Origin of the sequence: Mesorhizobium sp. M0500 (genome assembly GCF_040321165.1) — a bacterium.
Taxonomy (GTDB): domain Bacteria; phylum Pseudomonadota; class Alphaproteobacteria; order Rhizobiales; family Rhizobiaceae; genus Mesorhizobium.
The window spans coordinates 1-21,176 of record NZ_JAMYRB010000006.1; the positions used below are offsets into that span (position 1 = coordinate 1).

A 21,176-nucleotide genomic window follows, 5' to 3' on the forward strand; every position below is an offset into this window, starting at 1 on the left:
CATCACAAGGTGTCCACCTATTTTGGTGGACACCTCATGCATCAGAGCACTCAACAGCAAAAGGTGCGGGGAAATTCGCGCTTACACAAAAAGAGTGGCACCCATGCTTTCGTGTTCGTAGCGAGCAACTCCAGTGGTCCTTAACATCGCCTCGCTAATTAAATCAAAGCATTGTTCGGGATCGACCTCCATGAGAAAGCTTAGGACTGACAAGAGATGGTGAACTGACCCTGGAGTGCCTAGCGTCGTCAGTTTCGAGATAAACGGCGCATACTCCTTGAGGAACCTGCGTTTGGCGTCGACACCGGCAAGCTCAGGAGAGATCTCATCATGACCTACCGCATAGTAGATTTGGTCAGCAATTTCATTAAACAATTTAAGGGCAGAAACTTCTTCTGGAGTTGGCTCATTACCCGACGAAGGCCACGATTTCACCGCTGGTTCGAGAGCAGCGATTAGAATCCAGAGAAAATCTTGAGTTCTCCGGCGTAGTGTCACTTTTTCCGGGTCCTCATCATCAAAACCAATGATCAGCCCATTGCGGATATCAAATAGAGCCGACTGAAGACGCTCTTCTTGCTCTTTATAATTTTGCGTCCAATCGAACAGCAGTGCCTTAGATGTGGGGAGTTCTTTGTTAACTGCAAAAAAAACGATGAGCCCTGTCAGCGGATCGTCCCCTTTCTTTGGAAACCTCACGTCCGCAACGGGAATAGCCAACGCTTCCAACCGTTCGGGGTTTCGGCCAGCTAGTCTCGAAAGAGAGGCGATTGCCTGTTTCAAATTTGTAGCGTTCTTTTCTTTCTTCAGAAATTTTTCCGCAAGAGTCCACATCTCCTCTTCGGCTATTTGTTCGATCCAAGGAAGGACGCGAACAAGCTGAAAGCGGACAGCCGGATGAGGGTCATTTAGGAGTATATCTTGATAGCGCTCTCTAACTAATGGCCAAAACTCGGATTGAGTGGCGAGGATCGCTAATGCTTGAGCGGCTTCGATTCTTGGCGATGGTGATCCCCATGACGGAAAATCTGCGAATCTTTCCTCGGTTTCGTCCTTCAACTCGGGATCGCTGTGATGTGTCAGTTCCAGCAACCACCCGAGCGCGGCATCACGCTTCTCCGTAGGTACGAGTCCCTTAGATAAGGCAATCCCAAGTCCTTCTGCCAGCGCATCTGACATCTCCTGATCAAGCGCAGCCCCCATTGGACCAGCTTGAGCGACTGCGTCGCCAAGGGCCAAAGTTGAGTTCCACAAGAATGCTCCTCGATCCAGCGTCTCCTCTGCCTTAAAGGCATCGCGGGCGGATCGCAGATCGCTAACCAGGGCTAATAATGGTGCGACATCATGCGCCTTAACGTCTATCCCTTCCCGTTCAAGCCAATGCCGGTCAGATGCCGTCCAACCAGAGTTGAATTCGAGAGGCTTGCCGTTTTCAAATATGCTGCCACCCGTCTTGGCATCACGTAGGAATGCCCGTGCTGTTTCGGTGACGAGTTGGGACTCGCCTATCGTTTCAAATAGCGTTCCAACAATCTCAACGCGCACTTCGTCAGGCCGCGAGAACTCAGCGAAATTAAGCTGAAGCCAATCAGTCTCAGCTTGGGCACGTTCGTCTGATGACAGATGTGGGAACGTCGCAGCTATCGCGGAGATAGCGCTCCGGCGGGTATCAAGCGATTTAAGCATCGGCACACTGGCTGCCGTTTTCCAAATCTCCCTCCCAAGGATATCGGGCTTGGATGCTGCGATCTCGAAAACTGATCGCCACGCTAGACCAATGCCTGTTTCACTCAGAATCAGTTCAGGCACTTGCGTCAAAAGCGCCTGGTCGTCAGCCGTCGCTCCCCATGCACTTACCGCGCGGTAGAGCTTCGCGTAGTCGTCATGTTCCCTATCGTCTGCGTTCCACGCCCATATATGGCTGTAGTCCTGCTCGAACTCCCTCTCTACACCGGCAATCGAGACCCTTTGAACCTCCTGGCTTTCCCTGGCAGGATGTGACCTTTCGCGCTCACCTCGGATTGCGGCAGCGAAGGCACGTAAAGCGATCCGTGGATATCGCAACAGTAACTGAGGAAAATCGCTAGCGAGCGAATGTGTCGACATCGCAAAATCTTGGGCGGCATTAGACGTGAGCGAGAGTATCCAACTGCCAGACATTGAGGTGACTTGGTCTCTACTAAACTCTCCTCCACGAAAAACTCGATAAAAAAGCTGAACAACAAACTCTTCGTCATGCTCCGCGAGACTCAGACTTTCGCGCGCCAGCCACGGCACCTCGATAAAGCCAAGTTTTGAAAACCGCGGCTGCGAGAATATCTGATCCAACCTCTTCCGCGAGGCACCTGGGTCTGTTCCTATGGTCTTCGCGACGAACGGCACAACGTGTGATGCAAGCCATCGGATACGGCTCTCATCTGTCGACATGGCGTCGAACAGCACACGAGACGCCTTACCCAAGGACCTCAGCGCTTCGGGGCTCGGGTTGTCTTCGATCAGCATTCCAATCAATGCTCGAAAACTACCGAGCTGTTCGGGATTGGGATCACCAAGCGCCTCTAAAAGTGTAGCCCAAGCATCCACCGCTATCGGCTGCTTGAGCTGCGACTTCGTCATCAGCGAGCCGACGATGTGCTGAAATGCCCGATTCTTTGACGGATCGACTTTCGTGAGGGCATCCGCCAATGGCGTGAGGTCGTCGCCATTGTGAACCGACTCGACGGGCAGGCGGGCGACTTCGATACGAACGATTGGATCGATAGCATCATCGCCAATTAGCGATACGACAAAAGACCAATATTCCTCCGCGCTAAATGTAGCCTTCAGAGCTTCAAGCCAGTACCCTAGCGATGGAGTGACTAGGAGGCCTGCGCCGCTCGCCCGGCTCAAAAATTCTAATGCCGCTACGCGGTCTGGCAACAAGATCAATCGCGCGACGGCATAGTCGAATAGGACGTGATGCCGGAAGCCGATGCGGCGTGTCTGCTCTGTAACTAAAACGCCAACACGTTGAAGATCGTCAACAGCTTTCGCCGCTGTATCAGGAACGTCTGTTTCTGGGAGATCGATCGACCGAGCGGTGAGCATGCGCGTCACTACGGTCTTTAGACTTGTGACGGCCGGAAGGCCAAACTCGCTGATCCGTTCATCCCAATATCGCTCCAGCAGTTCTCCTCGCGTCGCTACCGAAGACAATGTACTTGCGGCCACACCGCTGTGCAGCAGGTCGCCAAGGAGGGCAAGATTGAAAGGGTTGCGGGCCAGGCCTTCCATCTTTGGTCCGCCTGCCTCGATCGCAGACGCAAGGATTGGCGATTTGACAGCGACATCCGCCTTTTCAACATCCGAAAGGAGTCCAATATGGATGTGTCGGACGGCGGAAAAATTCGGATTGGCATAAGCCGCTTGTGGAGCAGTTCCAGCGAAAAGCCGTCGCCACTCCCTGCCAAGACGGAGATCGAATGTTCTGACCGATGCAATGACATGCCAACCCGGAAGGGTGGACACTTCTTCCACGAGACGTTTGTAGGTGGCTTCGGCCAATCCTCCGCGTGCGGCATCAAGTGCGTCAAGCACGAGATATGCCGGTCTGTCGCCGGGCATCTGAGCGAGTACATCGATCAGCGAGTGTTGAAGGCCAATATCAATCCGCAGGGCGTCGGCCGAAATAGATACTGCCTCTACTGTAAGGACAACAACGGTAGCTTCCTTCGCAAGCTCTTGCGCTACTTCGCGAACGATGGCTGACTTGCCTGAACCCGGTTCACCGGTGATGGCGAGTAAGCCTCCCCGCGCCGCCTGGACGGTCAGTGCCGTCACGGGTCTAGCAATGGTGAAGTGACCCTCCGGGCTCGTTATTTGTGTGAAACGCTCGAGACGCCCCATGACGCCTGCGCTATAGGTGTTCAAGCGCTGTACATCGTCGCGATAGCTTGGCGGCTCGACCAGGCGAGCTTTGCCAGCTAGCGCCAGACGGATCGCTGCTGCATCTCCGCCCGTTCCGTTACCGGACGCAGTCGCGGCCCACGAAATTAGTGCCTCAAGCAGGGCGGCTTCATCCCCTACAACTGCTACAACATCGCGCAATCCATCTTCGACAGTCTGGCGTTGCCCGTCACCCACGACGACTACAGAACAACACGCCAAAATAGACTGTCGTTCGGCGGGTTTGATCCCGATACCGGCGTGAGTGTTCCATGCGGCATCGATCAGCCCAGAGAAGGTCCTTAGCGCTGAGCCCAGGCTATTTGGCATGGCGGTTGCGGCGCCGGTACGGTTCCGATCGAGTGCTTCGCGTAGATTGTTCGCAACCGTAGCTGCGGTCGTCGACCCAACGGCGAGAACCAAGCGATCACGCGACGGATCAAAATCCCTACGCACTCCGCCGTCGATTATGCCATCGCGAAACTGTCGCACGAATTGGTCGGCGGCTGACGCCAGCTCACTCCCAGGATTTGATGACAGGCTAATCGTGCGTTTGGCCTGTACATAAATCTCGCCACGATCAGTCTCGATTAAAAGATCATCCACGGCCGTGGGCGTCTCAAATCGAATAGTACGTGGCACTCCAGGAAGCCCACCTGCCATACGTGAGACCGGGCGTTCGGCCAGCAGCAGCCCAGCCACGTACGCACCCACCTCGGCCTGAAAAACCACCCCTCCGGACGTGCCCCGCCCGCTCATCGTACAAGCCCCTGTGCCAAGAATTTTTCCATGAGAACAAAAGTAGAATATGGGGCACTGACGAGCAATCGACATCCGAAACTTGTCCCCAATGTTAGTAAAATGGTTCTCTGGATATCCCGTCAGGCAACTTTGGGCGGTAGCCGGGTAAATCCGGCGTTAGTTCAAGCGGGTGGGGTCGCGCCTAACAGTAGGGTATCTGGGACGTCTGCGACGAGACGCGGTCATTGATCCAAGGCTGCCGTGCTCATCCGACTTATCTGCACCATCCAGATGTGCTAAGCTTGGCTGTGATTCCACGCCGGAGATGAGGTCGGCGGGCGAATGTCGGCTCTCCGGTGCAGTCAGCCCGGACCGGACCATTCGCTTCCGGCCAAAGGCTGCCAGTCAGCAGCGCATTTTCCAGCCAAGTGGAAGAATGCGGCTAAGACAAACAGATAGAGCGGGATGCCCAGTTCACTTTGAACATGTCCCGCTCACGCCGGGCGGCGATAGGCCTGGACTTCGCCCGGTTCGCTCAGGCTTTGCAAGGAGCCGGGGGCGGCGCCGCCGATCCAGCCCAGCACCGAGCGGGCGAGTTCGGCGCCGGCCAGCCGGAAGTTCTCGTTGACGACCAGCAATTCGCTGCGAAACAGGTGCAGAAGCTCCGACGATTGTTTGGACACCACATCGACATCGCGGCCAAGCTTGAGGCCGGCGTCTTCGATGCCGGCGACGATGGCGAGCGTCGCGGCGGCGGCGCTGCTGATGAAACCATCCGGGCGGCTTTCGCGGCGCATCAGCTGCGCGGTCCGCATTCTGATCTGCTCGATCGAATGATCGATCGAAACGGTGTTGAACGGAATCTCGCTGGCGCCGACCTCGCTCAGCGCATCGGCAAAGCCTGCGAGCGTATGGCCGTGATAGGTCAGCTCGACCGGCGGCGCCAACAGAGCCAGGCGGCGGCGGCCGAGGCCGGCCAGATGGCGCACTGCCTCGGCTGCGAAAGCGTAATTGTCGAAATCATGGTAGGGATGGATCAGCCCCATATCGGTGCGGCCATGCGTGGCAAAGGGGATGCCGCGCTCCAGCATATAACGGGCCCTCGGATCGTTCGGCTGCGTGCGCGAAATGATGACGCCGTCGGCTGAACCGGTTTCCACGAGGTAGCGGATCGGGTCGAGGGGATCCTGGGAGCGCGAGTAGGGTGTCACGATCAAATGGTAGGGCGTGTCGGCAATGACTTCGGAAACGCCGTAGATGATATCCGAGACAAAGCTCATGATCTCGTGCTCGGTGTTGAGCACCAGGCTGATGACATTGGTCTTGCCGGTGCGCAGGCGGACGCCGGCACGGTTGGGCCGATAACCGATCTGCTTGGCGACAAGCTGGACGCGCCGCCTGGTCTCGGCGCCGATCTCGGGCGCATCCTTCAGCGCGCGCGACACGGTGGTGACGCCCAGCCCGGTCATGAAGGCGAGCGTCTTCAGTGTCGGCCGGCCCTGGCCCGACGCTTCGTCGGCCTTCTCTTTTTGATGCCTGTTCATTCATCCCGCCCCGTCAGGCGCATAACAGTTGCCGGACAGGCCGGCAATCGGCCGGCCGCGGGTTCGCCGCGGGCTCTCACCGAATGAAACCGCTATATACTGAAACGTTACAGATTGTCACGACCATCGCCATATCACTGGTGACAGATGCAGAACGAGCGGTGCTGCAGTCGGTGCAAAACCGTGATTCGAACGGGCTTTTCCGATTTTTTGGCGTCGCAGCATTCCATTTTGCAGTGCAACCCCTCTTGTTGCGATGCGGCAGGCCGGCGAGCCGCGCGATTTTATTCGCGCTTCGAAAAAACTTGATGCCACCTTCGCCTGAGGGGTTGCGCGCCTCAAGCAATTGCCGTATCGAAAATCTGTAACGTTTCAGATTCTGGGAGGAACGAAATGCGATACCAACTCATGACTGCTGCGCTGGCTGCGACGGTCGCGCTGCAATTTGCCGGCCCGGCGGCCGCGACGGATCTGGAAGTCACCCATTGGTGGACCTCCGGCGGCGAGGCGGCAGCGGTCGCCGAACTCGCCAAGGCTTTCGACGCAACCGGCAATCACTGGGTTGACGGCGCCATCGCCGGCTCCGGCGGCACGGCGCGGCCGATCATGATCAGCCGCATCACCGGCGGCGACCCGATGGGCGCGACCCAGTTCAATCACGGCCGGCAGGCGGAAGAATTGGTGCAGGCCGGGCTGATGCGCGACCTCACCGATCTCGCCACCAAGGAAAAGTGGACGGAAATCGTGCAGCCGAAGAGCCTGCTCGACGGCTGTACCCTCGACGGCAAGATCTATTGCGTGCCCGTCAACATCCACTCCTGGCAGTGGCTGTGGCTGTCGAACGCGGCCTTCGAAAAAGCCGGCGTGCCGGTGCCGAAGAACTGGAATGAATATGTCGCTGCGGCGCCCGCGCTTGAAAAAGCAGGCATCCAGCCGCTCGCGGTCGGCGGCCAGCCCTGGCAGGCCTCCGGCGCTTTCGACGTGCTGCTTGCGGCGGTCGGCGGCACCGACGCCTTCCTCAAGGTCTACAAGGACAAGGACGCGGAATTCGCTGCCGGGCCCGAGGTCGCCAAGGTCTTCAAGGCCGCGGACGATGCCCGCAAGATGGCCAAGAACACCAATGTGCAGGACTGGAACCAGGCCACCAATCTGGTCATCACCGGCAAGGCGGGCGGCCAGATCATGGGTGACTGGGCGCAGGGCGAGTTCCAGGTTGCCGGCCAGACCGCCGGCAAGGACTATACTTGCCTTCCGGGCCTCGGTCTCAACGAGGTCATCGCCACCGGCGGCGACGCTTTCTACTTCCCGCTGCTGAAGGATCCCGAAAAATCGAAGGCACAGGAAGTGCTGGCCCACACGCTGCTCGATCCCAAGACGCAGGTCGCCTTCAATCTCAAGAAAGGCTCGCTGCCGGTGCGCGGCGACGTCGACCTCAAGGCGGCGAACGACTGCATGAAGAAGGGGCTCGAAATTCTCGCCAAGGGCAATGTCATGCCCTGGACCGACCAGCTGCTTTCGCAGGATACGCAGAAGCAGAAGGAGGATCTTTTCTCCGAGTTCTTCGCCAAGCAGGACATGACCGTGGAAGATGCGCAGAAGCGCTTCGCCGCCATTGTCAGTTCGGCCGATTGAGCGATCGACCGACCGCCTCACTCCCGCCCCTGCAAACGCAGGGTCGGGAGCTCGGGTCAAGGCCTCTTGACCCTCCGGCCCTTACCCGATCCAGCGCGGCTGTGCAGATGAGCAAGAGCGAACGCCCTAGCCAACTCTTTCGCAACCTCAATGCGAAGATCGCCTCGATCCCAATGATCCTCACCGCGCTGGTGATCTTTGTCGGCGGCAGCGCGTGGACGGTGCTTTATTCCTTCACCAGTTCGAAGCTCCTGCCACGGCTGAATTTCGTCGGGCTCGACCAGTACTACCGGCTGTGGTCGGTGCCGCGCTGGCTGGTCTCGATCGAGAACCTGCTGATCTACGGCGTGCTGTCACTGCTGTTCTCGCTGGTGATCGGCTTCCTGCTTGCCGCCCTGCTCGACCAGAAGATCCGGTTCGAAGACACGTTCCGGACCATCTTCCTCTATCCCTTCGCCCTCTCCTTCATCGTCACCGGCCTCGTCTGGCAGTGGTTGCTCAACCCCGAGTTCGGTGTCCAGGCAGTGGTGCGCAGCCTCGGCTGGGAGAGCTTCAGCTTCAATCCGCTCTATGATTCCAGCATCGTCATCTACGGCATATTGATCGCCGCTCTCTGGCAAGGCACCGGGCTCATCATGTGCCTGATGCTGGCCGGCCTGCGCGGCATCGACGAGGATATCTGGAAGGCCGCGCGGGTCGACGGGATACCGACCTGGAAGACCTATCTGTTCATCATCATACCGATGATGCGGCCGGTGTTTATCACCACGCTCGTCATCATCGCTGCCGGTATCGTCAAGATCTATGACCTTGTCGTCGCCCAGACCAGCGGCGGACCCGGCATCGCCTCCGAAGTCCCGGCCAAATATGTCTATGACTACATGTTCTTTGCCCAGAACCTCGGCCAAGGGTTCGCCGCTTCGACGATGATGCTGGTGTCGGTGATCATTGTCATCGTGCCGTGGGCCTATCTCGAGTTCGGAGGCAAGAAGCGTGTCTGACCATACCGTTTCATTGCCCGCTATTGCCGGCGCCGGCGGGCTCGAAGCCTACGGGCCGAGCGGGCCGAAGCCGCGGCATATGTTCTCGCGCCGCAACATCTTCCTTTACGGCACGCTCATCGTGGTGGCGCTCTACTATCTTTTGCCGCTCTACGTGATGGTGGTGACATCGCTCAAGGGCATGCCCGAGATACGCCTCGGCAACATCTTCTCGCCGCCGATGGAGATCACCTTCGAGCCCTGGGTCAAGGCCTGGTCGAGCGCCTGCACCGGGCTCAACTGCGACGGGCTGTCGCGTGGCTTCTGGAATTCGGTGCGCATCACCATCCCGTCGGTGATCTTGTCGATCGCGCTCGCCTCGGTGAACGGCTATGCGCTTGCCAACTGGCGCTTCAAAGGTGCTGACACCTTCTTCATCATCCTGATCGTCGGCGCCTTCATCCCCTATCAGGTGATGATCTATCCGATCGTCATCATCCTGCGCGAAGTCGGCCTTTACGGCAGCCTCAGCGGCCTGGTGATCGTCCATTCCATCTTCGGCATGCCGATCCTCACACTGTTGTTCCGCAACTACTTTACCTCCATGCCGGAGGAGCTGTTCCGGGCAGCGCGTGTCGACGGCGCCGGCTTCTGGGGCATTTATTTCCGCATCATGCTGCCGATGTCGCTGCCGATCTTCGTCGTCGCCATCATCCTGCAGGTGACCGGCATCTGGAACGACTTCCTGTTCGGCGTCGTCTACACCCGCCCCGACACCTATCCGATGACGGTGCAGCTCAACAACATCGTCAACTCGGTGCAAGGCGTGAAGGAATACAACGTCAACATGGCAGCCACCATCCTGACCGGCCTGGTGCCGCTGATCGTCTATTTCCTGTCCGGAAAATTGTTTGTGCGCGGCATCGCCGCCGGCGCGGTGAAAGGATGATGGCGATGAACGCAAACGGCAGCATTGCGGCAAACGGCACCAGCGTCTCGATCCAGAACCTGTCGCTGAATTTCGGTGCGATATCGGTGCTGCAGACGCTCAACCTCGATGTTGCCGAAGGCGAATTCATCGTGCTGCTCGGCCCGTCCGGCTGCGGCAAGTCGACCTTGCTCAACTGCATTGCCGGGCTGCTCGACGTTTCCGAAGGCCGCATCTTCATCAAGGGCAAGAACGTCACCTGGGAAGAGCCCAAGGATCGCGGCATCGGCATGGTGTTCCAGTCCTACGCGCTCTATCCGCAGATGACGGTGGAGAAGAACCTGTCGTTCGGGCTGCGCGTTGCCGGCCTCGCCAAGGACGAGATCGCCAAGCGCATCGCCCGGGCCGCCGAGATCCTGCAGATCGAACCGCTTTTGCATCGCAAGCCGGCGGCGCTGTCCGGCGGCCAGCGCCAGCGCGTGGCGATCGGGCGCGCACTTGTGCGTGACGTCGATGTCTTTCTGTTCGACGAACCGCTCTCCAACCTCGACGCCAAGCTGCGCGCGGAATTGCGCGTCGAAATCAAGCTGCTGCATCGCAAGCTCGAGAACACCATGATCTACGTCACCCACGACCAGATCGAGGCGATGACGCTGGCCGACCGTATCGCGGTGATGAAGGGCGGCGTCATCCAGCAGCTCGATGCGCCGCAGACCATCTATAACCGGCCGGTCAACCGGTTTGTCGCCGGCTTCCTCGGCTCGCCGGCAATGAACTTCCTCGACGGCAGACTGGAGCAAGCTGCAGGCGACTGGCACTTCGTCGCCGAGGATGTGCGGATACCGCTTGCCACCTATGCTTTCGAGAAGGACCCGGTGCCAGGGCCGGCCGTGTTCGGCATCCGCCCCGAGCACGTGGCGTTCAACAGCGGCACGGGATGGCCGTTCGCAGCCACGGCAAATGTCGAGGTCGTCGAGCCCATGGGTTCCGACACGCTGGTCTGGCTGAAGCTCGCCGGCCAGAATTTCACGGTGCGGGTGACAGCCGAGCGCACGCCAAACAACGCCGAGGCGGTCGGCATCGGTTTCGACCCGATGCGCGCCTCGCTTTTCGACGCCGCCACAGGTAACCGCCTCTAGAGCATGATTTAGCCTCCCAAGACTCTCCCACTCCCCAAGACTCTTCCACTCCCCCAAGACTCATCCCCCCAAAACTAACCATCCACAAGAAAACGGACAGAGACGATGAACTGGTCATTCCAACTTTACAGCGCCCGCAATTTCCAGCCCTGGGAGGGCGTGCTCAAGATGCTGGGGGAGCTTGGTTACAGCCAAGTCGAAGGGTTCGGCGGCGTCTATGACGATCCCAAGGCGTTCCGGGCCGAACTCGACAAGAACGGCCTTGCCATGCCGACCGGGCATTTCTCGATCGACGCGCTCGAGAAGGATTTCGACGGCGTGCGCAGGACGGCCGACGCGCTCGGCATCACGCTGCTCATCTGCCCGTTCCTGAACGCCGAGTTCAGACCGGCCGACACAGCCGGCTGGCGCGGCTTCGGCGAACGCCTGGCCAAGGTCGGCGAGACGGCCAGGAAAGCCGGCTATGGCTTTGCCTGGCACAACCATGATTTCGAGTTCAAGGCGCTTGCCGACGGCTCGGTGCCGCAGGACCATATCCTGTCCTCCGCGCCCGACATCGGCTGGGAGATGGACGTCGCCTGGGTGGTGCGCGGCGGCGTCGATCCGCTGCCCTGGATCGAGAAGCACGGCAAGCGCATCGTCGCCGTCCATGTCAAGGACTTGGCCAAGCCGGGCGAGGGCCTCGACGAGGACGGCTGGTCGGATGTCGGCCACGGCACCATCGACTGGCCCGGCCTGATCAAGGCGCTGCGCGCCAAAAGCGCCGCAAAATACTACGTCATGGAACAGGACAATCCCAACGATATCGAGCGCTTCGCCCGCCGCTCGATCGCAGCCGCCAAGACCTATTAGGAGCACACCAGCATGGCAACAAAACTTGGCATTGGCGTTATCGGCTGCGGCAACATCTCGAAGGCGTATTTCTCGCTGGCGCCGCTGTTTCGCGGCATCGAGATGCGCGCCTGCGCCGACATCAACATGGAAGCGGCGAAAGCGCGGGCAAAAGAGTTCAAACTGCGCGCCGAGACCGTCGAGGGGCTGCTCAAGGCCGACGATATCGACATCATCGTCAACCTGACCATTCCGGCGGTGCATTACGAGGTGTCGAAGCAGATCCTCGACGCCGGCAAGCACGTCTATTCGGAGAAGCCCTTCGTGCTGTCGGTCAAGGAAGGGCTCGACCTGAAAAAACGGGCGGAAAGCAAGGGGCTGCGCATCGGTTCGGCGCCCGACACCTTCCTCGGCGGCGCGCACCAGCTTGTCCGCGACCTGATCGACACCGGCAGGCTCGGCAGGATCACCAGCGGCACCTGTCATGTGATGAGCCATGGCATGGAGCACTGGCACCCCAATCCGGACTTCTTCTTCCAGCCGGGCGCCGGGCCGGTGCTCGACATCGGACCCTATTACATCACCAACCTGATCCAGCTGATCGGGGCGGTGAAGCGGGTCGCCGCCTTCGCTTCGATCCCGATGACGGAACGCATCATCAGCTCGAAGCCGCGCGCCGGCGAAAAGATCCCGGTCTCCACGCCGACGACGATCCACGGCGTGCTGGAATTCGAGAACGGCGCCGTGGTGACGCTCAACACCAGCTGGGATGTCTGGAGCCATGGCCACGCGCCGATGGAACTCTATGGCGAGGCGGGCACGGTGTTCGTGCCGGATCCGAACTTCTTCGGCGGCGAAGTGCGCTACACCGAAGCCGCCAAACCGGTGAAGAAGCTGCCGAAATGGCCGCATCCGTTCGGCGTGCCCAACGAGATGCATTCGCAAGGCATGATGGCCAACTACCGCACCGCCGGCCTTGCCGACATGGCGATAGCGATTACCGAAGGCAGGCCGCACCGCTGCTCGATGGAACTGGCGCTGCATGCCGTCGACGTCATGACCGGCCTGTTGCGCTCGGGCGAGACCGGAAAGTTCGTTGCCATGCAGACCAGCTGCGAGCGGCCCGCGGCACTCGGCGTCAAGGCGGCGAAGGAGCTGCTGGCGAAGAAGAAAACGAAGTAGGCGGCGCACCTCCCAAGGACCGCAACAGCCTCTCCCCGTTTGCGCGGGGAGAGGCTAAGGGTGAGGCTGGAGCCGACTTGCCCGTCATCGCGTCGGCAGCCGTCGGGCGCGTTTCGATATGAGATATGAGGATTTCCCATGCCCTATGTCCCCGCCGAGAACCGCTACAAAAAGATGATCTACAATCGCTGCGGGCGCTCCGGCTTGAAGCTGCCGGCGATCTCGCTTGGGCTGTGGCACAATTTCGGCGACGACACGCCGCATAGAACCAAGCAGGCGATTACGCGCAAGGCCTTCGACCTCGGCATCACGCATTTCGACCTCGCCAACAATTACGGCCCGCCGCCCGGCTCGGCGGAGCGGGCGTTCGGCGAGATCCTGCGGAAGGACTTTGCCGGCTATCGCGACGAGCTGATCATCTCGACCAAGGCCGGCTACGAAATGTGGGCAGGGCCTTATGGAGAATGGGGCGGCCGCAAATATGTGCTGGCCAGCCTCGACCAGAGCCTGAAGCGGATGGGGCTCGACTATGTCGACATCTTCTATTCGCACCGCTTCGACCCTGACACCCCGCTGGAGGAGACGATGAGCGCGCTCGATCATGCGGTGCGCTCGGGCAAGGCGCTCTATGCCGGCATTTCCTCCTACAATTCCCAGCGAACACGCGAGGCCGCCGACATATTGAAGCAGCTCGGCACGCCTTGCGTGATCCATCAGCCGAGCTATTCGATGCTCAACCGCTGGGTCGAGGATGACGGCCTGCTCGATACGCTTGAGGGGCTTGGCGTCGGCTCCATCGTGTTCTCGCCGCTGGCGCAAGGCATGCTGACCGACAAATATTTCGGCGGCATCCCCGATGGCAGCCGCGCCAGCCAGGGCAAGTCGCTGCGCCCGGCATTCATCAACGACAAGTCCGTCGCCAATATCGAGGCGCTGAACGTCATCGCCCGTCGCCGCGGCCAGACGCTGGCGCAGATGGCGCTGGCCTGGGTGCTGCGCCGGGGCAGGGTGACGTCGGCGCTGATCGGCGCCAGCCGGCCGGAACAGGTCGAGGATTGCGTCGGCGCGCTGAAGGCGCTCGACTTCAGCGATGCCGAGCTCGCCGAGATCGACACCTTTGCCCGCGAGTCGGACATCAACCTCTGGGCGGCATCGGCCGAGCGCAAGGGGCCGCCGAGGAAGTAGGCGACGACGGTCTGCGGTCCGGTTTCATCGAAAAGACGCGGCAGCGCGAACTGGTAGCTGTCTTCGACACGGTGGCCAGCGGCTAACCTTCGGCTGCCTTGAGGTTCCGCGCGGCTTCCTCGAGCGTCGCTCTGTCGTTGCCAAGCCTGTCGATCAGCTCTTGCGCCTGATCACCGGTTATCCCGGTGCGCATCGCCAGTGCCTCGACCGTCAGAACGTCGGAACTGGCGATCGTTCCAGTGGGACCGTGCTCGGCCGCGCCATCATCTGCCGGCACCGTTGTCGCGTCGTCGAGGTCAAGCTCATGTTTCGCCTGCTGCCAATGACGCTCATGTGCGCCGTGCGGGCGGCCCTCGCGCACCCAGATTTCATAGGCTCGCTGCCGAATTTTTTCATGCCGATCGTCGTCCATGGCGGTTCCTCCCTTGTGGCGTTTTCACCAACGCGGGGAGCGCCGGAACGATCCGATGTTGATGCCGAATTCGCAGACATGCCGGACAAAAGCCGGTTTCTCACCGAACAAACACCGGACATACGCGTTTTGCGGAGGAACCTGCACAGTGGGCCGGCCGTTGAGCCGAGCCTGAGCAAAGGAGATTACAATGGCCGACGAACCGAACGAATCCGCAGCACCGAAGATGACTCAACGTGAAGCTCAGGAAGCCCTGGAGAAGCAGGTCGCGCAGCTGAGGCGCGAGATCAACAAGATCAACCGAACCTTGGCCGAACGCGCGGAAGAGGCGATTGAGGACGCCGGCGATTGGTATGGCAACGCTGCTGAGCGCGCCTCGCGGACGGCACAAGCCCTGCGCAACAGGGCGCAGACAGTGTCCGGGGTTGTCCAGGAGAATCCCGGCACAATATCGTCCGCCTTCATACTCGGAGCGGCCGTAGGGGCGCTACTGGGCCTCGCCTTGGCCGCCACAGACCAGCGCCGCGATCGCTGGTTCTAGTCCCAACCTAAGGTTCCGGGCAGAAACGGCGGGATTGCTCCCGCCGTCATTCAGCAAATGACACCGGTCAGGGCGTGGCGGGCTTCTGCGCCGTGCCGAGGGCTTTGGGCGCTGCCGGCGCTGCCGTCTTCATCTTCTCTTCGATCCAGCCGGTGTAATTGGCCAGCCGCGTGTAGATGCCGTAGGCGTTCTTGTGGCCGCAGGCGGTGCTGCCGTCGGCCGGACCTTCGCCCCAGCTGACGACGCCGACCTGCACCGGGCCATCGGCGCCGGTCATGAATAGCGGTCCGCCGCTGTCGCCGTTGCAGGCGTCGCGCTCGCCGCTTGCGGTGCCGGCGCAGATCATGTTGCCGGTCAGCGGATCGGCCATGTCAGCTGCAATCGCGTTGGCGGCCGCCTCGATGCCCCTTTCCGAGTAACGCATGCGGCGGGCGAGCTCGCCGAGCGCTGCCTTCAAATCATGCGCATAAATCGCCTTGATGCCGCTGTTGCAGGTTGCGTTCGGCTGGAGGTCCAGGTCGGCGACCATCAGCGCGGTGGGAAACGCTCCGTCCTGCATCTTGCCCCAACCGGTGACCGTCGTCTTACCGGTGTCCGGTGTCGGCTCACGGGCAATTTTGATGGTCGGAGCATCGGCCGGCTCGGCCAGCCGGATCAAGCCGAGATCGTTGTCCAGCGTCTGCTCGCTATAGCCCTCGTTGACGATGATCTCCGCCGCCTTGTAGCGCTTGCCCTCGCTGAGATCGGTGGCGCCGGTGAGCACGGTGACCATATCAGGCGAAATCGGCTCGCCGTCGTCATTGAGGCAGTGCGCCGCCGTCAGCACCCATTGCGGCGCGATCAGGCTGCCGCCGCAGAACTGCGCATTCGCCTGCGAGGCCGGGCTTTTGTCCAGTCTGTTGGTGGTCAACAATGCCACCTGGAACGGGTAAGCGCCCTTCTCGGCCTCTTTGCCGCCGTAGACGCGATCGGCGCCGTCGGGGTTCTCCGCCTTGGCCTTGGCCCTGGCCTCGGCCACGCGTTTCATCGGCGAGATCGCCGCCTCCGGCCGCGCGGCCGCGTCCGTGGCATGAACGGAATTGACGGCCGGCAAGGCCGCCGCGATGCCGAGCAGTGCGGCGGCGGCAATCGGTCTGAACCTATGGATGATCTTCACCTCGAACCCCCTGAGACGATGTTCCCGACAGGTCAGTCGCCGACGCATGATCCACTGAAATGGAACCGGCCGGTGAGATCATGCTCCACGGCGAAGCATGATCCGTCACAAAGCCGAGCACCATTTCTGCTAGTCGTGCTGTCGAGCCAAACCCGCCCAAAATCCTATAGCCCCCCACGGGCTATGTGGAAGCAATTTGTCGTTGCCAATGTTGGATTATTTTAGGCAGTATACCGTTGCAGGCATTTTTGGCGGGGACCTAAACTGGCTGCACTGAATAATGGCCCGGTAAAGGTACCGGTAACCAATTTCATTTTTCTGCGCCACCACGATCTCGACAATATTTCTGTATCTTGATCCAGTCCTTGCTGACTTTTGGGAGAGTCTCACCATGACAAAACTGACATATAGCATTATTGCGTCCGCGTTGCTTTCCACCGCAATGTGGGCGGTTCCTGCCTTGGCAGCCGATCCAGGTTCCGCCAATGCCGGCAACGGCGAAAGCATGCGGGATGTGACATCGGGCGATTACAAGCCCGGCCGGGCGAAACCGATCGCCCCGCCGAAACTGACCGAGGACGAGGCCAACCGCGCCGCGCCGCTCACCGACGAAGCAACGGCCGTCAAATCCTATGGCATCGTCGGCCGCTCCGCCGATGGCAAGGACATCAAGATCGATCCGAACGAGACGCTGAAGGACCTTGTCATCAAGGAAATGAACGCGCCCGCCGAGGGACAGAAGTCCGAGAATTCCGGGCTGAGCGGAGGCGAAGAGGCCGGCCGCCAGGTGTTCGGGACGGACGACCGGGAGCAGATCAAGAATACCAAAACCTACCCGTTCACCGCGATCGGCTACCTCGAAGGCAAATCGAAAAGCGGCAGCTATGGCAGCTGTTCGGCAACACTGATCGGCCCGCGCACGGTGCTCACCGCGGCGCACTGCCTCTACAGCCACGAGGACAAGGCCTGGCTCGACGACATCCTGTTCGTGCCGGCTCTCAACGGCAAGACTGCCGACGACGCACCGTTCGGCGCCTTCACCTATGAAAGCGCCTATATCATCCAGGGCTTCATCGACAATTACCAGGGCTTTTACGGCTCGGTCGTGCCATGGGATCTCGGCATCGTCACCTTGAAGCAGGATGTCGGCACCAACCTCGGCTGGCTGGGCTATGCCAATTATGTGGATCTCGGCGATTTCACCGCCAACATCGTCGGCTATCCCGGCGACAAGCCGATGGGCACGATGTGGAAGGCGACCTGCGAAGTGCTCGCCGAACACATCGCCACCGAGTATTTCCAGTACGACTGCGACACGTATCCAGGATCGAGCGGCAGCTCGGTCTATGCCTACGACAATGGCTCCAAGCAGCGCGTCATCACCGGCGTGAACGTGGCCGAGAGCCCGGATGCCAACACAGCCGTGCGTCTGAACGCCATCAACGTCCAGTGGATCAACAGCCTGTACAAATAGGCCTGCAGAGTTTCCGCCGCGATCGTCGCGGAAAACCGGCCGGCGGCGGAGCATTTCCGTCGCCGGCTTTCGCATTTTCGGGAATTATCTGGACTGGGCCGAGGGTGGCGCCTGGCGGACATAGTTCTCGATCGGCTGGGCGAAAGTCGGTGAACCGGCCTTGCGTTCCTTGTCGATATAGCCGGCAAAATAGCTCCAGAACGAAGCGGCATAGTCGCGGAAATAGGAGTCGGCGACCTCACGCGAGCACAGCCTGCCTTCGACGCAGAAGGAAAGGCGGTTGAGGAAATAGACGATGCGGTCGAAATTGTCGCTGAACTCGGCAAGCGGCATGTCGCCGCCGGTTGCGCTCATCGCTTCGATGCCGATGCGCTGCCTGAACACCTGTTCCTCGGTCGGCGTCGGATTGGCACTGAGCAGATTGCCGTATTTGGCGTTGAGCGCCGCCAGGCGTTGCTTGAGGGCCCGTTGCGCCTGCTGGTAGTCCTTGCTTTCCCAGAGCTCGACCAGCGACATCGTCTGCTCGACGCGCTTCTGCTCCTGGTCGCTAGGAACTGGTAGACCGAAAAGATCAAGGTGAAGATGATCGCCAGGCGCACCAGCAATCCGGACCAGGCATAGACGAGCATGCGCCAGTCGCGATCGGTGAACGGGTTCGCCTCCTTCTTGACCTCGTGATTGCTCACCCACGGCAGGCCTTCGACGGTTTCCGGCAGCGACACCGGCTTCTTTTGCGGTACCGGCGCCGTCACTACCTGCTGCGTTGCGTTGCCCCCCGCTTTCGTCATCCGCAGCTGTCCAGTTCTATGGTGGCGGACGGGTCGAGCACGATGCCCGGCGCCTCCAGCTTCTTCTTCAGGCAATCCAGCTGCGCCCGCGAAACGATGAACTGCACGTCAGGCGCCACCTGCGCCTTGCTCGGCGACGGCAATGGTTCGACCACGCCGCGTGAGGTGCAACTGCTGAGATCGACGACAACGGCGGCGTTGCCGGTTTTGGAGATCTGGTCGTACTGGTCGAGAAAGCAACTCGCCAGTTCGGAATTGATGACGACCTCCTTGGCGCAGAGGCCGCAAGCCTCGTCCGCCGAAGCATTCGCGGCCAGCAACAGCCCGGCGACAAGGCCGGCGGTTGTTGCGCGCCAAGAAAATACGATCCTGTTCACGAACGCCCTCATCCGTTCCGTTCGGCCGCCGACAGCGGCGGTCGAAGAATGTTCATTATCAGCCGATTAGGCAAGAGGCCCGGCCGGGCACCTGACCCCGCCTCAGGCGCGCGGCACCGTCTCCATCGGGAAGATCATCACGGCGCCCTTCGACCCCTTGTCGTCGGTCAGCCGCATGGCCGACCGCGTCGCCGGCGCCATGCCGATATCGGCCAGCATGTCGGCGAAGCTTGGCTGTCCCAGTCCGCGCGTTACCGAGACAACCCCCTCTTGCGCCAGGAAACTCAGATCCTGCTTCTCGCTCTGCGGCGGTGCTTCGGTCAAGACGGCGATCATCCGCTCCATGCCGAAGCTGGTGTCGGTGAATTTGAACAGGCCTTCCTCGAGCACGGCGCCTTCGGTCAGGCGCTCGGCAAGAAAATGCTGGATGGAATAGTCGGAGCCGACATAGAGCACGTTGATGTCGACCAGGTTGGTCGAACCGTTCCTGGCCAGCACGTGGACCTGATCGTCGGGCGAAACACGCGGCACCGTCGACGGTTCGATCGGCTGCAGCGTGTCGCTGTCAAAACGCTTGATCCGGAACTCGACGCTGACCTCTTCCGGCCGATAATCGGAAGCGGCGGCCAGCCTCGACAGTCCGATGGCGCGGAAGATTTTCGTCAGATTCCCTGCGGCGGCCTCGATCAATTTTTCGCGGCCGTCCGGATGAATGACGATCAACGGCGGCTTGCTGCCGCCCTTGAGCGTCATGTCGCCCGAAGCCGGCAGGAACCACAGCGCCGGCGCGTCGGTGGCATCTTCTGCGGCGCCGGCAATGGCGTTCTCGCGCAGCACTGCGAGACGCAGATCTGCGCTCCTGCCCGGCTCGACCAGCGCGATGTGGAACCCTGAGCTCTCCCTGGCCGCCAGTTCGTCGAGAACCGAGTTCGCCAGCGCGGCCTCTTTCTCGAGGCCTTTGGCCGCTGCCGGCCGCGCGACCACGAGCTTGTAGTCGACGGCGAGCTCGGCCAGCCGCGCATAGGCATTGGCGGGGATGTCGGCCAGCTTGAGCGCCGGCTTGCCGCCGAACTCGACCGGCTTGACCCGGCTTTCCAGGTTTTTCGCCGACTGCACCTGGAGATAGCCAAGCGCCTCGGACAGCGGCGACAGCGCCGACGGCAATATTGCGAGCCTGCTGCCCGGGGTGAGGCGATGCAGCAGTCCGGCGCCGATCGTGGCTTTGTCATTCTCGATGACGATCGGCCATTGCATGACCGCGTCGGTCTTGTCGGTGCCGAAGACGCGGGCGTCGAGTTCCCCTTCGAACAGCGGCGTCGGCCGGGTGCGGCCGTCCGCCGAATATTGCTGCAGCACGGCCTGGCCGAGCTGGCGGTAGGTGATGTTGGGGTTCTCGGCCAGTTTCGACAGGATGGTGAAGGTGAACAGCCCGAAACGCGGTGCATCGGCCGTGCCCTTGGGCAGCGGCATCTCGGGCGTCGTCTCCACCGTCTGCGCCGCGTAGAAGGCGACCAATTTGCCCTTGGTGGTCGGCTCGGCGCCGGTCGGCGTCAGCTTGAAGGCCGGCTTGCGCTGCCCGTCCTCGTCAAAGCCGCGCGGCGCGGCCGACGCAATCTCGTCATAGGCTTTCACCGCAGCCGCCCTGGCAGCGTCGTCGCCGCCGACCAGATCGGCGAACTCGACCTTGCGTTCCAACTCGTCGTCGACCTCGGCGGCGCGCGTCGCAGTGCCGGAATGGCAGCAGTCGAACACGGCCCAGATAAAGGCGCCCTTGTCGCGAATAGCGTCGAGCGCGGTGCCGATCTCGTTGTCGACCAGCGCATTGGGCACGCCCTTTTCGCGGTTCACCCATTTGTCGATGTCGGACGGCAAGAAAATCTCGTCGAGGCCGTCCGTCTCGTCGCCCTTGTTCGCTGCCGGCTGCTGCGCGCCGTGACCGGACAAATGCAGGTAGACGAAATCGTCGCGCTGGACCTTGGCGGCAAGATCGGCCAACGCCGCCTTGATCGCCGCATGTGTCGGCGGTCCGTTGGCGCCTTCGACATCCTTGGCGAGCAGCGTGACGTTTTCGGCCAGGAATTTTACCGGCGCGGGCGTGTTCCCCAGGAGGTAATCGCGCACCAAGCCGGCATCGTTTTTCGGTCCGATCAGCCAGTTTTTCTTCGGCAGGTTCGGGTAATCGGTGCAGGCAACAAGCAGCGCATGGTAGGTGCGCGCCGCTGCGAATGCCCGAAACGGCACCAGGCCGGCAGCGGCCAGCGCGGACGTGCCGGCAAGCAGCGTCCGCCGCGTCACTTTGATCATGATTGCTTCCCCAAGCCCGATCGAATTTCCAAGCACGG

At 60.9% G+C, this 21,176-nt stretch carries 16 protein-coding genes; 9 read left to right on the forward strand and 7 right to left on the reverse strand.

The genetic code is table 11. The features are described from left to right. Positions 1–81: 81 nt before the first annotated feature. Both NKI70_RS13350 and NKI70_RS13355 read right to left on the reverse strand, forming a co-directional pair. Complete coding sequence (locus NKI70_RS13350; protein WP_352724662.1) at positions 82–4,626, reverse strand: NACHT domain-containing protein; 4,545 nt, start codon at positions 4,624–4,626, stop codon at positions 82–84. A gap of 533 nt (positions 4,627–5,159) precedes the next feature. Next, the gene (locus tag NKI70_RS13355; protein WP_352539436.1) at positions 5,160–6,209 is read right to left on the reverse strand and encodes a LacI family transcriptional regulator; all 1,050 of its coding nucleotides are present in this window, start codon (positions 6,207–6,209) and stop codon (positions 5,160–5,162) included. Positions 6,210–6,602: 393 nt separating this feature from the next. Here NKI70_RS13355 and NKI70_RS13360 point away from each other — a divergent pair, with 393 nt between their 5' ends. From NKI70_RS13360 to mgrA, 7 genes are all read left to right on the forward strand, one after another. Beyond that, positions 6,603–7,841, forward strand: a complete 1,239-nt coding sequence (locus NKI70_RS13360; RefSeq protein ID WP_352698467.1) for an ABC transporter substrate-binding protein — start codon at positions 6,603–6,605, stop codon at positions 7,839–7,841. 107 nt (positions 7,842–7,948) lie between these two features. After that, positions 7,949–8,842 (forward strand): carbohydrate ABC transporter permease, encoded by an 894-nt coding sequence (locus NKI70_RS13365; RefSeq protein ID WP_352698469.1) that lies wholly within the window; start codon positions 7,949–7,951, stop codon positions 8,840–8,842. Beyond that, positions 8,835–9,770 (forward strand): carbohydrate ABC transporter permease, encoded by a 936-nt coding sequence (locus NKI70_RS13370; RefSeq protein WP_352620230.1) that lies wholly within the window; start codon positions 8,835–8,837, stop codon positions 9,768–9,770. Before NKI70_RS13365 ends, NKI70_RS13370 begins: the two co-directional genes overlap by 8 nt. Positions 9,771–9,775: 5 nt before the next feature. After that, positions 9,776–10,888: an ABC transporter ATP-binding protein gene (locus NKI70_RS13375; protein ID WP_352448362.1), complete on the forward strand. Its 1,113-nt coding sequence runs from the start codon at positions 9,776–9,778 to the stop codon at positions 10,886–10,888. Positions 10,889–10,993: 105 nt separating this feature from the next. Continuing rightward, positions 10,994–11,740, forward strand: a complete 747-nt coding sequence (locus NKI70_RS13380) for a sugar phosphate isomerase/epimerase family protein (RefSeq protein WP_023675224.1) — start codon at positions 10,994–10,996, stop codon at positions 11,738–11,740. Between the two features lie 12 nt (positions 11,741–11,752). After that, the gene (locus NKI70_RS13385) at positions 11,753–12,901 is read left to right on the forward strand and encodes a Gfo/Idh/MocA family protein (protein ID WP_352698471.1); all 1,149 of its coding nucleotides are present in this window, start codon (positions 11,753–11,755) and stop codon (positions 12,899–12,901) included. A 138-nt stretch (positions 12,902–13,039) separates the two neighbouring features. Further along, on the forward strand, positions 13,040–14,086 hold the full coding sequence (gene mgrA, locus NKI70_RS13390) for an L-glyceraldehyde 3-phosphate reductase (RefSeq protein WP_352698473.1): 1,047 nt from the start codon (positions 13,040–13,042) through the stop codon (positions 14,084–14,086). An 82-nt stretch (positions 14,087–14,168) separates the two neighbouring features. Here the strand turns inward: mgrA and NKI70_RS13395 are convergent, their stop codons facing one another. Further along, positions 14,169–14,498, reverse strand: coding sequence for a DUF2934 domain-containing protein (locus tag NKI70_RS13395; protein WP_352577436.1), 330 nt, complete (start codon positions 14,496–14,498; stop codon positions 14,169–14,171). 190 nt (positions 14,499–14,688) lie between these two features. Between NKI70_RS13395 and NKI70_RS13400 the strand changes: the two genes are divergently transcribed. Further along, complete coding sequence (locus NKI70_RS13400; protein ID WP_023675228.1) at positions 14,689–15,039, forward strand: hypothetical protein; 351 nt, start codon at positions 14,689–14,691, stop codon at positions 15,037–15,039. A gap of 67 nt (positions 15,040–15,106) precedes the next feature. Here NKI70_RS13400 and NKI70_RS13405 read toward each other — a convergent pair whose 3' ends face one another. After that, complete coding sequence (locus NKI70_RS13405) at positions 15,107–16,195, reverse strand: S1 family serine peptidase (RefSeq protein WP_352568255.1); 1,089 nt, start codon at positions 16,193–16,195, stop codon at positions 15,107–15,109. Positions 16,196–16,586: 391 nt separating this feature from the next. On the opposite strand from NKI70_RS13405, the gene NKI70_RS13410 reads away from it, so the two are divergent. Next, a complete protein-coding gene (locus NKI70_RS13410) occupies positions 16,587–17,669 on the forward strand; it encodes a trypsin-like serine peptidase (protein ID WP_352568254.1) in 1,083 nt (360 codons plus the stop codon). 84 nt (positions 17,670–17,753) lie between these two features. On the opposite strand, the gene NKI70_RS13415 is transcribed toward NKI70_RS13410, so the two are convergent. From NKI70_RS13415 to NKI70_RS13425, 3 genes are all read right to left on the reverse strand, one after another. Further along, the gene (locus tag NKI70_RS13415; protein WP_352698475.1) at positions 17,754–18,185 is read right to left on the reverse strand and encodes a hypothetical protein; all 432 of its coding nucleotides are present in this window, start codon (positions 18,183–18,185) and stop codon (positions 17,754–17,756) included. 268 nt (positions 18,186–18,453) lie between these two features. Beyond that, the gene (locus NKI70_RS13420; RefSeq protein ID WP_352698477.1) at positions 18,454–18,834 is read right to left on the reverse strand and encodes a hypothetical protein; all 381 of its coding nucleotides are present in this window, start codon (positions 18,832–18,834) and stop codon (positions 18,454–18,456) included. A gap of 102 nt (positions 18,835–18,936) precedes the next feature. Further along, positions 18,937–21,138, reverse strand: coding sequence for a caspase family protein (locus NKI70_RS13425; protein WP_352698479.1), 2,202 nt, complete (start codon positions 21,136–21,138; stop codon positions 18,937–18,939). Positions 21,139–21,176: the final 38 nt, after the last annotated feature.

Bases quoted from the DNA above. Each gene is read 5' to 3' on its own strand.
- NKI70_RS13355 (WP_352539436.1), bottom strand. From the start codon at position 6,209: ATGAACAGGCATCAAAAAGAGAAGGCCGACGAAGCGTCGGGCCAGGGC.
- NKI70_RS13360 (WP_352698467.1), top strand. From the start codon at position 6,603: ATGCGATACCAACTCATGACTGCTGCGCTGGCTGCGACGGTCGCGCTG.
- NKI70_RS13365 (WP_352698469.1), top strand. From the start codon at position 7,949: ATGAGCAAGAGCGAACGCCCTAGCCAACTCTTTCGCAACCTCAATGCG.
- NKI70_RS13375 (WP_352448362.1), top strand. From the start codon at position 9,776: ATGAACGCAAACGGCAGCATTGCGGCAAACGGCACCAGCGTCTCGATC.
- NKI70_RS13380 (WP_023675224.1), top strand. From the start codon at position 10,994: ATGAACTGGTCATTCCAACTTTACAGCGCCCGCAATTTCCAGCCCTGG.
- NKI70_RS13385 (WP_352698471.1), top strand. From the start codon at position 11,753: ATGGCAACAAAACTTGGCATTGGCGTTATCGGCTGCGGCAACATCTCG.
- mgrA (WP_352698473.1), top strand. From the start codon at position 13,040: ATGCCCTATGTCCCCGCCGAGAACCGCTACAAAAAGATGATCTACAAT.
- NKI70_RS13395 (WP_352577436.1), bottom strand. From the start codon at position 14,498: ATGGACGACGATCGGCATGAAAAAATTCGGCAGCGAGCCTATGAAATC.
- NKI70_RS13400 (WP_023675228.1), top strand. From the start codon at position 14,689: ATGGCCGACGAACCGAACGAATCCGCAGCACCGAAGATGACTCAACGT.
- NKI70_RS13410 (WP_352568254.1), top strand. From the start codon at position 16,587: ATGACAAAACTGACATATAGCATTATTGCGTCCGCGTTGCTTTCCACC.
- NKI70_RS13415 (WP_352698475.1), bottom strand. From the start codon at position 18,185: ATGTCGCTGGTCGAGCTCTGGGAAAGCAAGGACTACCAGCAGGCGCAA.
- NKI70_RS13425 (WP_352698479.1), bottom strand. From the start codon at position 21,138: ATGATCAAAGTGACGCGGCGGACGCTGCTTGCCGGCACGTCCGCGCTG.